Raw genomic sequence first — 17,466 nt, 5'->3', positions numbered from 1 at the left:
CACCGGCCCCTTCGCGGGCAAGCCTCGCTCCTACGGATTTATGTCGATCACAATGGTTGCGAACGACTCAATACTGTAGGAGCGAGGCTTGCCCGCGAAGGGGCCCGCACAGACGCTAGAAAACTACAGCCCCTCCAACTCCGCCATCAGATCATTCAGACGATCCACCTTCTCCTCGGTAATGTCGCTCGCCGCCAGCCCTTCGATGTACTCGGCCAGTTCCTCCACCGTGCTGCATTCGAACATCGCCCGCAGCGGCACATCACGTTGCAGGGCTTTCTGCACCCGCGAGGCGATTTGCGTCGCCAGCAATGAATGCCCGCCCAGCTCGAAGAAGTTGTCACGCCCCCCCACCTTCTCGACCTTCAGCACTTCGGCCCAGATATCAGCCAAGGTCTGCTCCAGTTCATTGCGCGGCGCCTGATAGTCCTGGCTCTGCAACTGGCCGATTTCCAGCGCCGGCAGGGCCTTGCGGTCGAGTTTGCCGTTGGCATTCAGCGGCATCCGGTCGAGCCACAACCAATGCAGCGGCACCATGTATTCCGGCAGCTCGGCACGCAGCCGTTGCTTGACGCGCTCCAGTCGCTCGGTTGGATTGATCAAAGAATCAGCCGCTACCAAATAACCGACCAGATGCTTGCCGTTGACCCCTTCCTGCACACCCACCGCCGCTTCGCGGACTTGCGGCTGTTCATGCAGACGCGCCTCGATTTCACCCAGTTCGATGCGGTAGCCGCGGATCTTCACTTGATGGTCGATACGCCCGACGTATTCCAGCACGCCGTCACTGCGACGACGGGCCAGATCACCGGTGCGATACAAACGATCACCGGGCGCACAAAACGGGTTCGGCACAAACACTTGAGCGGTGCGCAACGGATCACTGACGTAGCCACGGCCGACACCGGTACCCGCGACGCACAACTCGCCCACCGCACCCAACGGCACCAACTCCAAGGCGCCATCTAGCAGGTACAAACGGTTGTTGTCGGTCGGCGTACCGATCGGCAAATAACTGCCGCGAGTCGACGCCATGTCGACGCGGAAGAACGCCACGTCATCCGAGCATTCCGCCGGACCGTAAGCATTCACCAGACCGATCTGCGGGTAGCGCAGCAACCACTGGTGCGCCAGCTCCGGCGGCATTGCCTCACCGGTCGGCAGCATCCAGCGCAGTCCGTCGAGCCTCATGCGTTCCTGGGCGAGCATGCCCTGAATCAGCGATGGCACACTTTCCAGCACGGTGATGCCCTGGGCCGACACATGCGCCAGCACCCCTTGCGGATCATGAGCGATGGTGTTCGGCACGATGTCCACCCGCGCGCCGAACAACGGTGCGGCGAGGAACTGCCAGACCGAAATGTCGAAACTTTGCGAGGCGGTCTGAGCGATCACATCGGAGGCGCTCAAATTCAGGTACGGCACCTTGCTCAACTGGTTATTGAGCATGCCGCGCTGCTCGACCATCACGCCCTTCGGCAGACCGGTGGAACCCGAGGTATAGATCACGTAAGCGAGGTTGTCCGGACCACTGTAGACCCCCGGATTGACCACCGAAACATCGCTCGCCTGCACCTCTTCCCACACCAGCAACTTCGGCCGATTGGCGCAACTGAACTCATCCAGTAGCGCGACAGCTTGTTCGCGACAGGCCTCAGTGCAAACCAGCAACGGCGTGCGGCTCAGATCAATGATCCGGCTCAGACGCTGACTCGGCAGGCCCGGGTCCAGCGGCAGGTAACCGGCTCCCGCCTTGAAGCTGCCGATGATCATGCCCAGCAGATCGAGGTTACGTTCCGCGAGCAACGCCACCGGTTGATCCAGCCCGACGCCTGCCGCGATCAACGCATGACCGAGACGGTTACTGCGCTGGTTCAGCTCGACGTAACTGTGCAGCCTGTCGAGGCAACTCGCGGCAATCCGTTGTGGATGTTGCGCGACCTGAGCTTCGAACAACGCGACGTAGCTCTGCTCCAGCGGGTAATCGTGTTCGCTCTGGTTGCAGCCGTGGATCAGGAAGTCCTGCTCTTCGGCCCCCAGCAGCGGCAGATCGGCCATGTCGCCGTGGAAACCTTCGACCAGCGCCAGCAGCAACCGCTTGAACTCGCCGAGCATGCGCTCGACGGTCGACTCATCGAAATAACGCTGGTCGTAAGACAGGTGCAAGCCCAGGTCATCGCCCGGATAGCACACCGCCGTCAGCGGGAAGTTGGTGTGGGTTCGGCCCGAATCCGACGTCGCGTTGAGGCTCTGCGCACGGTCCAGCACCGAGACTTCCACCGGGGCGTTTTCGAACACGAACAGGCTGTCAAACAACGGTTGGCCCTTGGGCAGTTCGCTGTTTTCCTGAATGCTCACCAGCGGCAGGTATTCGTACTCGCGCAGCTGCATGTTGCTGTCGAGCAATCCACTGAGCCATTGACGAACGCTGCAACGCTGATCGTCTTCGGGCATCTTCACTCGCAGCGCGATGCTGTTGATGAACAGCCCGACAGTGCGCTGCATCGCTGGCATTTCCACCGGCCGCCCGGCCACCGTGACGCCGAACAGCACGTCGCGATCGCCGCTCAAACGTCGCAGCACCAGCGCCCACGCCGCTTGAGCGAAGGTGTTGATGGTCAGTTGATGCGCCTGGGCCAGTTCGCGCAGTTGCGCACCGTCACGGGCATCCAGCCTTGTGTAGCGGTCGCCGACGATCATGCCGCCGCTTTCACCAGCATGTTCACGCAGGAACGGCCGGTCGCTCGGAATCGGTGTGGTCCGCTCGAAGCCTTGCAGGTTGGTTTTCCACCACTGCCGCGCCTCGGCCAGGCTCTGGCGTTGCAGCCAGCCAATGTAATCGCGATAGCGCGGTGGCACGGCCAGTTGCGCGTCTCGACCTTCGCCCAGTGCGGTGTAGATTTCGAAGAAATCGTTCATCAGCAGCGAACGGCACCAGGCATCGATCAGGATGTGGTGGTTGCTCATCATGAACCAGTAACGCGCCGCGCCAACTCGGATCAGTCGCAGGTGGAACGGTGCCTGGTTGAGCAGATCGAACCCGGCCTCGCGCTCGCTTTTCAGCAATGCTTGCAGTTTCGACTCCTGCTCGGCGTCGTCGATTGCAGTCCAGTCCAGATACTCGATCGGCGTGCTGCCCGGCTTGTGGATAACTTGCAGCATGGCTTCGCCGACGTTCCAGCAGAACGACGCGCGCAGGGCTTCGTGACGGGCGATCACCGCTTGCCAGGCTTGGGCGAAACGCTGCGGGTCGAGTTCGCTGTTGATGCGGTAGCGATCCTGCATGTAGTACAGGCCAGTGCCCGGTTCCAACAGGGTGTGCAGCAGCATGCCTTCCTGCATCGGGGTCAACGGGTAGACGTCTTCGATGGCGGCCGCCGGAATGGGCAACGCGTCGAGTTGCGGTTGGGTCAGTTTCGCCAACGGGAAGTCCGACGGCGTCAGGCCGCCCGCATCGTCGCCCAGGCAATGCTCGATCAGGCGCTGCAATTCGCCGAGGTAAGCGTCTGCCAGTTCAGTGATGGTCTGCGGGTCGTAGCGTTCGGCGCTGAAGGTCCAACGCATCACCAGCTCACCGCCATAGACCTGACTGTCGACGCTCAGCTCGTTGGGCAGCGGCGCGCGAGGATCATGGGCCGCGCCGACCGCTTCATCGAGAGGCAGGAACAAGGCATCCGCGCCGAAGCTCTGGTCGAACTGACCGAGGTAATTGAAGGTGATCGGTGCCACCGGCAAGGCCGCTATGCTCTGACGGCTCGAGTCATCGGCGAGATAACGCAACACGCCATAACCCAGACCTTTGTGCGGCACCGCACGCAGTTGTTCCTTGATCGCCTTGATCGAGGCGCCCTGCCCATCCGCTGGCACCAGCCGCAGCGGATAAGCGCTGGTGAACCAGCCGACGGTGCGAGTCATGTCGATTTCGTCGAACAGGGTTTCGCGGCCGTGGCCTTCCAGTTGAATCAGTGCCGATGCGTGACCGCTCCAGCGGCACAGAACGCGAGCCAATGCAGTCAGCAGCAAGTCGTTGACCTGAGTGCGATAGGCACTCGGCGCTTGCTGCAACAATTGTCGGGTGAACTCGCTGTCGAGGCGCACGCTGACGGTTTGTGCATGACGATTCTGCCGCCCACCCTCGGGGCGATCACACGGCAACTCGACGCTTTTACCGGCCAGTTGTGACTGCCACCAGCTCAGTTCTTCACGCAGGGATTCGCTGCCGGCATACGCCTGCAAACGTGCGGCCCAGTCCTTGAAGGCACTGGTTTTCGCCGGCAGTTTTGCCGAGTGCCCCGCGTCCAGTTGGCGATACACCGTTTGCAGGTCGTCCAGCAGCACCCGCCACGAAACGCCGTCCACCACCAGGTGGTGAATGGCGATGAACAGCCGCTGTTGGCCCTCGGGACCGTCAACCAGCAGCACCCGCATCAACGGCCCCGCTTCGAGATCGAGGCTGCGCTGGGCATCGGCGAACAGTGCCGCGCATTTGTCCATGGACGAAACGCGCACTTGCCACAATACCGGCGCGTCGGAAACCGCTTGGTGCTCGGCCTGCCATTGACCTGCGACTTCGGTGAAACGCAAACGCAAGGCGTCGTGCTGTTCGATCACCGCCAGCAATGCTTGCTCGAGGCGATGGGGTTCCAGCGCCACTGTGGGTTCCAGCAGCAGTGCCTGGTTCCAGTGTTGGCGCTGAGGGATATCGGTGTCGAAGAACCAGTGCTGGATCGGCGTCAACCGTGATTCGCCGGCCAGCAAACCTTGCTCGGCCGTGACCTGCTCCGTACGGGTCGCCACGGCGGCCAGTGTCTGTACCGTCTGGTGCTGGAACAGGTCACGCGGGCTGAAGTGAATGCCCTGCTGCCGCGCACGGCTGACCACCTGAATCGACAGAATCGAGTCGCCGCCCAGTTCGAAGAAGTTGTCGTTGAGGCCCACTTGTTCGACATTCAGCACTTCGCACCAGATCGAGGCCAGCGTCAGTTCAAGCTCATTGCTCGGCGCCACGTAGTGCTGACGGTTCAGCTCCGGATCCGGCGCCGGCAGTGCGCGGCGGTCGAGCTTGCCGTTTGCGGTCAGCGGCATGGATGCCAGCAAGATCAAGTGCGTCGGCACCATGTAATCCGGTAACTGGGATTTGAGGTGATTTTTCAGGGCTTCGCGCAGTGAGGCTTGTTGGATTTCGTCCTGCTCGGCAACGTCGGTCACCAGGTAGCCGACGAGTTGTTTTCCGCTCGGTGCATCAAGGGCCAACACCACGGCCTCACGCACGGATTCATGCTCCAGCAAACGGGTTTCGATCTCGCCCAGTTCAATGCGGAAACCCCGAATTTTCACTTGATGGTCAATGCGCCCGAGGTACTCCACCAGACCATCGGCGCGCTGACGCACCCGATCGCCGGTGCGGTAGAGACGCCCGCCATTGGCAGCAAAAGGATCGGCGACAAACCGCTCGGCCGTCATGCCCGGACGCTGGTGATAACCCTGCGCCAGCCCGGCGCCGCCGACGTACAACTCGCCCGTCGCTCCTTGCGGCACCAACGCCAGATCGGCATCGAGGATATACGCCACGCGAGCGCCAATCACACTGCCGATCGGCACGCTGCCCATTCCCTCTTCAAGCTGCTCAGGCGCCAGACTGGCCAGCGGCATGACCACGGTTTCGGTCGGGCCGTAGGCGTTGAAAAACAGACTCGGCTTGAATGCTGCGCGAATTCGCGTCAGGTGTTCGCCAGTCAAGGCTTCACCGCCGGTGATGCACATCCGTACCGGTAATGTCTCGCCCTGAGTCGCCAGCCACTGCGCCAACTGGCTGCCGTAGCTTGGGGTGAAGCCGAGGATATTGATGTTGTGACGGCGAATCAGACCGCAGATTTCTTCCGCGTCCCACTGGCCTTGCGCACGCAGAACGACTTGCGCCCCACTCAACAGCGGCACCAGCAAACGCTCGGTCGCGGCGTCAAAGTTGATTGAATAGAAATGCAGTTCGCAATCGTCCGGGCGCATGCCGAAACGCTCGATCACAGCGCGGCAGTGCATGGCGATTTCACCGTGGGACACCACCACGCCTTTTGGTTTGCCGGTAGAGCCCGAGGTGTAAATCAGGTACGCCTGGTGTTGTGGCAGGCTGATAAACGGCAGCTCGGTGGCCGGGTAATTGGCCAGTGTGGCGGCGTCCTCTTCGAGGCACCCGCGAGCCACGGTTGGCGGCAGTTCGCCGAGCGCTTCGAACATCGCCGCATCGCTGAGCAGCAAACCGATGCCGCTGTCTTCGATCATGTAGTGCAAACGATCCAGCGGGTATTCCGGGTCCAGAGGCACGTAGGCGCCGCCCGCCTTGAGGATCGCCAGCAGGCCGACGACCATTTCCAGCGACCGCTCAAGCGCCAGACCGACCCGAACCTGCGGCCCAACGCCACGCTCGCGGAGCATCCAGGCCAGGCGATTGGCGCGACTGTCGAGTTCGGCGTAGCTCAGGGTTTGCCCGGCGAACGTCAATGCCGGTGCATCTTTGCGCGCCAGCGCCTGCTCGCTGAACAGGTGATGAATGCACTGATCGAGTCGATGTTCGCCCGGCTCGACGCTGAGGCTGTCGAGCAGGTTTTGCTGTTCGGCAGCTTCCAGCAACGGCAGCTCACTGAGGCGCTGTTGCGGATCGGCCAGCAGCCCTTCCAGCAGGTTGCGCCAATGCCCGGCCATCCGCGCAATGCGTGGTTCATCGAACAGATCGGTGCTGTAGGTCAGGCAGCAACCCAGGCGATGGTCGAGGTCGGTGACTTCCAGGTTGAGGTCGAACTTGGTCGCTCGCGCATCGTTGGCGAGGTACTCGACGGTCATGCCGGCCAGTGTGCGGCTCTGCTGGAATTCCCAGCGCTGAACGTTGCACATCACCTGGAACAACGGGTTGTAAGCCGCGCTGCGCGGTGGTTGCAAAGCTTCCACCAAGTGATCGAACGGCAAGTCTTGATGGGACTGACCTTCGATCACGGTGTGGCGAACCTGCTCGAACAACTCACCCACAGACATCTGCCCGTCGAGCTGGCAACGCAGCACCTGGGTGTTGAGGAACGCACCGATCAGCCCTTCACTTTCCGGACGAATCCGGTTGGCCACCGGCGCGCCGATGCGCAAATCGGTCTGGCCGCTGTAGCGGTAAAGCAGCACGGCCAGCGCGGCGGTCATGGTCATGAACAGGGTCAGACCGTTTTGCGCGTTGAAGGCGCGGACCCGTGCGGCAAGATCATCGCTCAGGTCGAAACGGAACAGTTCACCCCGATGACTTTGCACGGGCGGACGTGGACGGTCGGCGGGCAATTCCAGCAGCGGATGTTCACGCCCCAGTTGCGTGGTCCAGTAATCGAGTTGGCGCTGACGTTCGCCGGACTCCAGCCACTGACGCTGCCAAACGCTGTAATCCAGGTATTGCACCGGTAGCGGTTGCAGCGGCGAATCGCGGTCATCGACAAACGCCTCGTACAGCGCGCTCAGTTCCCGAGCGAAGATGTCCATCGCCCAGCCTTCGGTGACGATGTGGTGCAGGGTCAGCACCAGGTAGTGTTCCTGCTCGGCGGTCTTGACCATGCAGGCGCGCAGCAGGGGTCCGGTGTCCAGATCGAAGGGTTTATGCGCCTCGTCGTCGGCCAGTTGCTGGACGCGCTGTTCGCGGCTATCAGCGTCGAGCGCGGAGAAGTCCTTCCAGTCCATGCGCATGCCGGTGTCCGGGTGAACCCTTTGCTGGGCCACGCCGTCGATGCTCGGGAACGTGGTGCGCAAGGTTTCGTGACGCATGATCAATGCTTGCAGCGCGGCTTCAAAGCGCCCGACATCAAGCACCCCGCGCAGCCGCGCCATGCCGCCGACGTTATAGGCCGGGCTGTCCGGTTCCATCTGCCAGAGGAACCACATGCGCTGCTGGGAATAGGACAACGGCACCTGTTGGCTGCGGTCGACTTTCTCGATCGGCGGCTGCTGGTTGGTGTTGCCGCTGGCCTGAATCAATTGAACCTGTTCAGCAAACGCGCCCAGCTCACTGTTTTCGAACAGCGTGCGCAGCGGCAACTCGACGTCGCAGGCCTGACGGGTGCGGGAGATGATTTGCGTGGCCGGCAAGGAATGGCCGCCGAGGGCGAAAAAGTCGTCGCGCAGACCGATTTGCGCCAGGCCTAATACTTCACGCCAGATACCGGCGATGTGTTGTTCCAGCGCGGTGACCGGTTCGACATGTTCGCGCACTTGCCATTGCGGTTCCGGCAAGGCGCGACGATCAAGTTTGCCGCTGGGGCTCAGGGGCATTTCGTCCAGACGCATCAGTTGCGCCGGGACCATGTACTCCGGCAACTCAGCGGCCAGCGCTATTGTCAGGCGGGCGGTTTGAGCGTCTTCGGTTTCGCTGGTTTCAGTGGCGGTGTAGTAACCGATCAACTGTGCGCCGGCCGCCGTTTCGCGCACCAGCACCACGGCTTGAACGACGCCGTCCTGAGCCAGCAATCGTGCTTCGATTTCTTGCGGTTCGACACGGAAGCCGCGCAGTTTGACCTGCTGATCGAGACGGCCGAGGTATTCAATCACGCCGTCGGCGGTCCAGCGGGCACGGTCACCGGTGCGGTACAAACGCGCGCCCTGCTCGCCCAGCGGATCGACGACGAAGCGTTCGGCGGTCAGGCCTGGACGACCCAAATAGCCGCGCGCCAAACCGATGCCACTGATGCACAGTTCGCCCGGTACACCGGCCGGAACGGGATTGAGTGCCTCATCGAGTACGCGGCACAGCACATTGCCCAACGGGCGACCAATCGGTGCGCGTTCGCCATCGGCTGTTGTGCAGTGCCAATGGGTGACGTTGATCGCGGTCTCGGTCGGGCCGTAGCGGTTGTGCAATTGCACGGCGGGCAGTTGTTCCAGCACGCGGTTGCGCAGTTCGGCGGGCAAGGCTTCGCCACCGGAGAATACCCGACGCAGGCTGGTGCATTCGGCGGTGAGCGGTTCGTCGATGAACAGCGCCAACAGCGGCGGTACGAAGTGCAGCGTGGTCACGCTGTACTGTTGGACAAGCTGCGCGATGCGGTGCGGATCGCGGTGTTCACCTGACCCGGCGATGAGCAAGCGTGCACCTGTAATCAGCGGCCAGAAGCACTCCCACACCGACACGTCGAAACTGATCGGCGCCTTTTGCATCAGCACGTCGGTGTCGTTCAAACGATAAGTGTTCTGCATCCATTGCAGGCGCTCGGCGAGGGCTGCGTGGGTGTTGCCGACGCCCTTCGGCTGGCCGGTGGAACCTGAGGTGTAAATCACGTAGGCCAGGTTGTCGCCGTGCAAATGCAGGCCCGGCGTTTGGCTCGGCCAGTTCTCCAGATGCAAGGCGTCCATGGCGATCACGCTGACGCCGTCGGCGGCTGGCAGGCGGTCAAGCAGCTCGGTTTGGGTCAGCAGCAATTCGACGCCGCTGTCGCTGAGCATGTAGGCCAGACGTTCGGCCGGGTAATCCGGATCCAGTGGCACGTAGGCGCCACCGGCCTTGATGATCGCCAGCAGGCCAATCAGCAACTGCGGCGAACGCTCGGCGGCGATGGCCACGCAGACATCCGGACCGACGCCTTTGTCGCGCAGGTAATGGGCCAGGCGGTTGGATTGGGTGTGCAGTTCGGCGAAGTTCAGGCTGCCGTCGTCCCACATCAGGGCGGTGCGCTCAGGGGTCAGGCGAGCCTGTTCATTGAGCAACTCGGGCAGCCAAACGCTGGCCGGCGTACACGGTGCGGCGCTCCACAAAGTTTGCTGATCGAGCTCGGACGGGTTCAGCAGTTGCAGGTCCCCGATCGTGGTTTTCGGTTGCTCGCAGATCGCTCGCAGCAGGTTGCTGAAATGCTCGGCCAGACGCTCGATGGTCGCGGTCTCGAACAGTTCGCTGGCGTAGTCGAAGGACAGACTGAGGCGACCATTACGGTCTTCCTCGCTGTGCAACTGCAGGTCGAACTTGGCTTCGCGGCTGTGCCACGGCAGCTCTTCGGCCAGCAAACCAGGCAGGCGACGCAGTGCGCTCAAATCGCGCTGCTGGTGGTTAAACATGACTTGGAACAAACCTTGTTCGCGGGCTTGCGGGAAGGCTTCGAGCAATTGTTCGAACGGCAGGTCCTGATGCGCTTGTGCGCCCAACGCGGCCTGACGGGTGTGCGCCAGCAACGCCACAAATGGCAGCTGCGAATCCAATTCGGCGCGCAGCACCTGGGTGTTGATGAAGAAGCCGATCAACCCTTGGGTTTCCAGGCGCGGACGGTTGGCGTTCGGCACGCCGATGCGGATGTCGCGTTGGCCGCTGTAGCGGTGCAGCAGGCTCTGGAACGCGGCGAGCAACAGCATGAACGAGGTGGATTCATGGGCCTGGGCGGTCTGGCGAATGGCTTCGCTCAGGGTCGCGCCCAGCTTCACGCAATGGCGGGCAGCACGGTAAGTGTGTTGCGCCGAGCGCGGATGGTCGGTGGCCAGGCTCAGGGTTGGATGCTCATCGCCCAATTGCGTTTTCCAGTAAGCAAGCTGACGCTCGCCCTCCCCTTGCGCCAGCCATTGGCGCTGCCAGCTGCCGTAGTCGGCGTATTGCGTGTGCAATGCCGCGAGCGTCGCTGTTTGTCCTTGGGACGCTGCGGCGTACAGGCGCGAGAACTCGTCGATCAGCACGTTCAGCGACCAACCGTCGGCAATGATGTGATGCATCGTCACCAACAGTTGATGGTCCTCTTCATCCAGGCGCACCAGGGTCACCCACAGCAGCGGGCCTTTCTGCAAATCGAATTGAGTACGGGCTTCGTCTTCACGGATTTGCTGCGCACGGACTTCACGCTCGGTAACCGGCAGGTCGCTGATATCGATCAGTTGCAGGTTGAATTCGCCCGCTGCATCGACCTGTTGCAGCGCCACACCTTCACGCTCGAAGAACCGAGTACGCAGGGATTCGTGACGCTCAATCAGTTGCTGGAAGCTGGCGCGCAAGGCGTCTTCATCCAGCTCGCCGCGCAAGCGCAACGCGCCGGGAATGTTGTAGGCGCTGCTCTGCGGGTCGAGCTGCCAGGTAATCCACAGACGATTTTGCGCCAGGGATTGCGGTATGGCTTCGGTGCGCGACAGCGGGGTGATCGAGCCTTGGGCCAGGCCACCATCCTGTTGTTGCTGAGCGACAGCGGCGGTGAACGCGCCGAGGGTTGGCGCTTCGAACAACAGCCGCAGGTTTAGCTCCAGAGCGAGTGCTTCGCGCAGACGCGCGACCACCTGAGTGGCAGCGATGGAGTTGCCGCCCAGCAGGAAGAAGTGATCGTCGGCGCTGAGCTGTTTGACGCTCAGTTGCTCGCACCAGATCTGGCCGATCAAGGTTTGCAGTTCGGAACCTGATTCAGTTGCAGAGTTACCTTCGGCGTCTGCCGACGGGAACAGCGCATAGCTGTCGAGGCTGCCGTCCCCCAGACGATTGCGGCATGCCGAGCGTTGTAGTTTGCCGCTCGAGGTCTTCGGCAGCGCGCCCGGATTGAGCAGCAGCACCACGCTCGGCGCTTCCTGATACGCCTCGGCCACGGCTTGGCGGATGGCTTTGATCAGGGCGTCGGGCGGGAGGATCTTCTGCACGCTGCGGCTGATTTCCGCCGCAATGCCGATGCCTTCCTGCCCCTCGATGTTGACGGCGAAAGCGGCGACCCGACCTTTGCGCACCACCTCCACTTCGCGTTCGATGGTTTGCTCAATGTCCTGTGGATAAAGGTTGTGACCACGGACGATCAACATGTCTTTCAGGCGCCCGGTGATAAACAGTTCACCGCCGCGCATAAAGCCCAGGTCGCCGGTGCGCAGCCAGGTACGGCCAGCGTGCTGAACGAAGGTTTTGTCGCTGGCCTCCGGATTGCGCCAGTAGCCGTGAGCGATGCTTGGCCCGGCGGCCCAGACTTCGCCGACCGCGTTGTCAGCCAACTCGTTGAGGGCTGTCGGATCGACAATCAGCACCGCGTGCTCCGGCTGACTGATGCCGCAACTCATGATCGCGCTGCCGTCACCCGCCTCCGCACGGTTTTGTGCCAGGGCTTTATCGTCCACGCGCAGGTTGCCAATGCCCTGACCGCGAGGGCTGCCGGCCACGAACAGCGTCGCTTCGGCCAACCCGTAGGACGCCATGAAACTGTCTTGGGTGAAACCGCAGGCCGCGAACTTCTCGGCGAAGCGTTCCAGCGTATCGAGGCGAATCGGCTCGGAGCCGGAGTACGCCACGCGCCAGCCGCTCAGGTCGAGGCGCTCCAGGGCCGACTCGCTGACCCGCTCGCTGCACAACCGATAGGCAAAATCCGGTCCGCCGCTGATGGTGCCGCCGTACTCGCTGATCGCTTCCAGCCAGCGCAACGGCCGGCCGAGGAAATAAGCCGGCGACATCAACACGCACGGCACGCCGCTGAAAATCGGCTGCAACAGACCGCCAATCAGGCCCATATCGTGGTACAGCGGCAGCCAGCTGACGATCACGTCGTCAGGATTCAGATCAATGCCGAAGCCGTGGCGAATCAGCAGTTCATTGGCCACCAGATTGCCGTGGCTGACTTGCACCCCTTTAGGCAACGCGGTGGAGCCGGAGGTGTATTGCAGGAACGCAATGTGGTCGTCTGCAAGGTTCGGCGCCACCCAACGTTCGGACAATGCACTGTCGAGCGTATCGACACACAGCAATGGCGGCGCACCCTCAATTTGCTGCAACGCATCGCGCAGGCTGACGCTGGTCAGCAGCAGACGCGGTTCGGCATCGCTGATGATCGACAGCAGACGCTCCTGATGATGACGACGAGCCGACTCCGGCGGATAAGCCGGCACCGCGATCACACCGGCGTACAGGCATCCGAAGAACGCCGCGACGTAATCCGGGCCGCTGGGAAACAACAGCACCGCGCGATCGCCAAACGCAGCCTCGGCCTGCAACGCGCCAGCAATGGTCCGCGCCCGCTGATCCAGCTCGCGATAACTGAGCACCACAGCCTGATCCTGGGTTTCGGCGAGAAAACGCAAGGCCACCCGGTCCGGCGTCAGGGCTGCTCGGCGCTGAAGGGCTTGGACCAGTGTGTTGGGGAGTTCGAACGCGTCGGTCATGAGGTTTCCTGCCTGAATTCGGCTTGCAAGTGAAATCGGTTTTCTGACGTCACGCCCCTTCGAGGGCGTGCAGGACGCGGTCTTCGCCGACCGCGCAAGGCTTGGGAATGCTGTTTTAGGCCGCATCTGCTACCCGGAACCCTTCACCAATGAGAACGGTTAACGTCTTGAATTAATTAGTCGAAGGCCAGATCGCCAATGGGGCTACGGTGCGGCAAGCGGGCGCCGCAAGCGGGCGCGTCAGCGTGTCGCAGTTCTCACTCTGCATCTTTGCCGAGCATTAGTTCTCTTTCTCATTTGACAATCATTATCATTGAGAATAATTTGTCGCTCGATGTGTAGGACGGCTCAGCCCCGCTTGCCGTCCCACTAACCTATTGGCAGCAAGGTGATTTCCATGACGGAACAAATGTCCACAGGCAGGTGCGATTCACCGCTACTTCAGGCATTCGTCGACAATCGACTGATTCTGGTCAAGATTGCAGCCCGCATTACCGGTTGCCGGTCGCGTGCTGAAGACGTCGTGCAGGATGCGTTCTTCCGGCTGCAATCAGCGCCGCAGATCACGTCCTCGTTCAAGGCTCAGCTCAGCTACCTGTTCCAGATCGTGCGCAACCTGGCGATCGATCACTACCGCAAACAGGCGCTGGAGCAGAAGTATTCGGGCCCCGAAGAGGAAGGCCTGAACGTGGTGATTCAAGGCGCTTCGCCGGAAACCTCGCACATCAACTTCTCGACCCTGGAAAACATTGCCGATGCGCTGACCGAGCTGCCCAGCCGCACCCGCTACGCCTTCGAGATGTATCGCCTGCACGGCGTGCCGCAAAAGGACATCGCCAAGGAGCTTGGCGTTTCACCGACCTTGGTGAACTTCATGATTCGCGATGCGCTGGTGCACTGCCGCAAGGTGTCGGGCAGTCGTGTGGATACCTTTGCTCGTCGCTGACACGCAAGCGCACGCAGGAAAAACGCAGCCCAAGGCTTAATGCCAGTCAGTTAAGCTGACTGGCATTTTTATTTTTGATCGGATACTTCGGGGATTTGAGCCTAATAGCCCGGGGATAAACGCGTTCCTCCCGCCGATGAGGCAGGACGTAATGCATGGCTGAGGCATGAAGCTCGGCCAGGTACTTGGGGATGTTCCCGGAACGGTCGACGGAGACGCTGTTGATAAACCCGAGAATCGCCCAGGTGCACGCGCTAAAGCTCATTTCGCATGGGTAAATTCCTGGACAGTGACGACTCATTTCCACCATCTGATAGCGCAACAAGTTGTAGCCCAGCAGCACTCCCCACAGCTCCTGCTCGATCATCTCGGGCGTCTTGCTGCGCAGCGTGTAACTGCTGTTGAGCAAAGTCTGTTTCATCTCCCGAAATCCTAATTCGATCTCCCATCGCTGGCTGTACAGGTCGACGATTTCGTCGGGCGGAAAGCGCAGCGGATCGGCCATCGACGTCAGGATCTGACACACCTTGCCCTTGACGGTTTTGCTCAGGAGCCGCGCGGTCAGGCGCTCCGGCAGCCCCGGCCATTGCTTGCGGGCCTGCGGTGAAGTGCTTAATGAGACAACCGCATCCTGGCGCCCCAAACGCTGAAGCACTTCGTACTGCGAGCCTTTTTTCAGCGGCATCAGCCAGTGACGCTCGATCCCTGCCTGCTGCCATTGATGCAGTAAACCCAAGGAATAAAAACCACGATCAAACAGCGTCAGCGAGTGATCAGGGGTGGTTTCGATCAACTGCTCCGCCAGTTTCATCTCGTTGCTGCGATAGCCGTCAAACGCACTACCGATCAGCAAATGGCTGGTCAACTCCATTTGGCAGACCATGCGCACCTGAGGAAAACCAGTGTCGCCATGCTGGTTGCTGGCGGAGTCGTAACGCGCACGGTTTTCCAGCGTATCGGGCGTTCGCCAGACAACGCCATCGACCCCCAGTAAACGCAAACCGGCCCAAGTTGGATGAGAAGCCGCTTCATGCCAACTTTTCTGAGTCAGATGGAAGACTTGTCGTACAGCCTCGCTGCCCAATCTCTGACGGGCTTGAACCACGGCGCTGGCCCGGCAGCATGATATTCATGCGGCTGACTACATCCCACGCCGACATGCGCCGAAAGAATGCCATGGAGATCACGCACCAAAGCATCATTTCCAACGGCAAGCGCCGCTTGCGCAGGGTCGCTACGCCTGCCTGTTCAAGTGCTTGCTCGACCAAAGAAGGGTCGAGCAAGGAATCCAATCCCTCGATTGAGTTTGGAGTGGAGACGATGTTATGGGTCAGTTCCAGTGCCCGAGCGAGACGCATAAAAAAATCCGATGCCAGTACAGGCATCGGATTTTGATTTCTTGCGGCCAAAGGTCAAGCGAAAGGGCTTAACTGATCGGCATTAGCCCAAGGCTGCGTTTTTTTGTATCAAGCCAACGCACACCGATCAAAAAACCGCTCACGCCCCAACACCATCAAAGCCGCGCGCTTGTGCGGGAAGTCGAACTCTTTCTGGCAGTGAAAACCCTGGTTCTGCATATGCCCGATCATCTTCGCGTTGTCGGCGCGAGGCTCGGCAACCACCTGCTGAGTGCGTGGATCGTCGAGAAACAGGTAATGCGTCAACGCCGATAACCAGCTCGCCACCTTGTGCGGGCCACGGTGATTTTCTTCACCCACCAGCATGTGAATACCGCGGTCGTAATCGCCGACGTCATAGAACGGCGCAATGCGATCTTCTTTGGCCCAATAGGCTTCAAAGTAGGCGAACGGCTGATCATCGAAACAACCGATCAACGTCAGGGTGTGGGGATCGGCTTCAAGTTTGTTCAGGTACTCGCGATGCTGGTCGAGACTGCCCTCCTCCTGCCAGAAACTTGCCACTCGCGGACTGTTCTGCCAACGATTGAAACGCGCCAGGTCCAGGTCAATGTCCACCGTGCGCAGGGAAATCCAGGCACCGAGGCGCGCATCAAAACGCCGATAGACTTCACCGCGCGGTTTCATCGGGCGCAGCGGATGACGCTTGCCGCCACTGATGATCATTTGCTGTGGATAATTCGATGTCAGCGACACACCCAGCCAAGGCTGAGGCAATTGCCAGAACAGTGTTCGCTCACAGCGATACTGGCCGACGATGTCGGTCGGGATCAGCAACCCGCTGAGCAATGCTTCGGTGGGGGCTACATCGAGTTGCCAGGTCAGGCGCAGGCAGGCCGTGTCACGGACAAACAGCCAATAACAGGCAGCCCAGATGGCTTGACTGTCGGCGTGGTCGAAGCGTGCCTCGACCTGCACCTGCAACTCGGGCTCGCGAGTCAGGCGCAACTCGATCAGCGGCTGCCCTTCAAGGCTGAGACACAGGCGGCTTTCGGTTTCATCAGCTACAAGACGGCTTCCTGTCGGCAAGGCCAGGGCCGTCAGGTGATTCAGATTGGACATGGGTGGGGCTCACGTTAATCGTCGACAGTTCAACGATGTGACGTGAGCCAGTGCGGGAAATTTAAGAGAAGCCGGCAAATGCGCGACCTGTGGCGCGATCTCAGTTACCCGGGGCCGGCACCACGGCGATCTTGTAGGGATCGAAAATCTTCAGCATCTGGCCATTGTCCCGCAACCCTTGCAGCAACTTGCCGAACGCCACGCCGCTGATGGGTGCGGCCGGACGGAGGATGGCGTAGTGGTGATAAACCTGATCGATACGCTGGGACACCAGCAATTGATCAGCGACTTCCTTGCTGCGCAGCAGGTAATCGCTCAGGTACGAGCGTGTCACCAAGGCAACGTCGGCACGCCCGCGCAGCACCATCAACAGGTTACTGTCATGGGAATACGTCAGCGTGGCGTTGTAGTTCTGCGCGAGGAATTTTGGATCGGCATTGAAGTTGGCGAATTCGTAGTGATAACCACTGAACAGCGCCAGACGCTTGCCGGTGAGGTCGGCAAAGTAACTCTCGCGACGATCAGGTTCGCGCTGCGCGACAAAAATCTCGGCGTCTTCCAGACCCATGTCAACGGTGGTGTGAGGAATGTCCTTCCAGCCCCAATCCGGGTTCTCGAAAATCGCCATGTCCACCCGACCTTGTTTGAAATCACCGAAACGCCGGGGAATGGAAGTGGGCACCAGCACGAACTGGTAATCGGTTTGCAACTGGTTCAAGGCTTCGACCAGTTGCGGCAGCAGACCGGTGTCGGCACCGGACTCCGGGCGCACGGTATAAGGAGGAAAATGTGCGGCACCGACCCGCACCAGCTGTGCTGCTTGGGACGGAACCGCGCATAACACCGCGAGCGTCGCCAGTAAAAGCCGCGAAGCCGTCCGAATTGGAGAAGACATCAAAACAACCTACTCCCCGAGAAAATACGCATCAATCC

The 17,466-nt window shown here is 60.9% G+C and carries 4 protein-coding genes and 1 pseudogene; 1 reads left to right on the top strand and 4 read right to left on the bottom strand.

Features of this window, described 5'->3' with window-relative positions; genetic code table 11:
• Positions 1-123 precede the first annotated feature (123 nt).
• Complete coding sequence (locus ACYZTU_RS09725; RefSeq protein ID WP_461969720.1) at positions 124-13,107, bottom strand: non-ribosomal peptide synthetase; 12,984 nt, start codon at positions 13,105-13,107, stop codon at positions 124-126.
• Positions 13,108-13,504: 397 nt separating this feature from the next.
• On the opposite strand from ACYZTU_RS09725, the gene ACYZTU_RS09720 reads away from it, so the two are divergent.
• Complete coding sequence (locus tag ACYZTU_RS09720; RefSeq protein WP_282380058.1) at positions 13,505-14,053, top strand: RNA polymerase factor sigma-70; 549 nt, start codon at positions 13,505-13,507, stop codon at positions 14,051-14,053.
• A gap of 46 nt (positions 14,054-14,099) precedes the next feature.
• Here the strand turns inward: ACYZTU_RS09720 and ACYZTU_RS09715 are convergent.
• The 3 genes and pseudogenes from ACYZTU_RS09715 to ACYZTU_RS09705 form a co-directional block, all read right to left on the bottom strand.
• Positions 14,100-15,411 (bottom strand): annotated as a pseudogene (locus tag ACYZTU_RS09715) (IS4 family transposase).
• Positions 15,412-15,519: 108 nt separating this feature from the next.
• Positions 15,520-16,533: a GNAT family N-acetyltransferase gene (locus ACYZTU_RS09710; protein ID WP_461969718.1), complete on the bottom strand. Its 1,014-nt coding sequence runs from the start codon at positions 16,531-16,533 to the stop codon at positions 15,520-15,522.
• 100 nt (positions 16,534-16,633) lie between these two features.
• Positions 16,634-17,428, bottom strand: coding sequence for a substrate-binding periplasmic protein (locus ACYZTU_RS09705; RefSeq protein WP_461969716.1), 795 nt, complete (start codon positions 17,426-17,428; stop codon positions 16,634-16,636).
• Positions 17,429-17,466: the final 38 nt, after the last annotated feature.

Source organism: Pseudomonas sp. HLT2-19-2 (assembly GCF_054898005.1).
The sequence above is the reverse complement of the archived record's forward strand: the minus strand, read 5'-3'. Positions and strand labels throughout refer to the sequence as shown.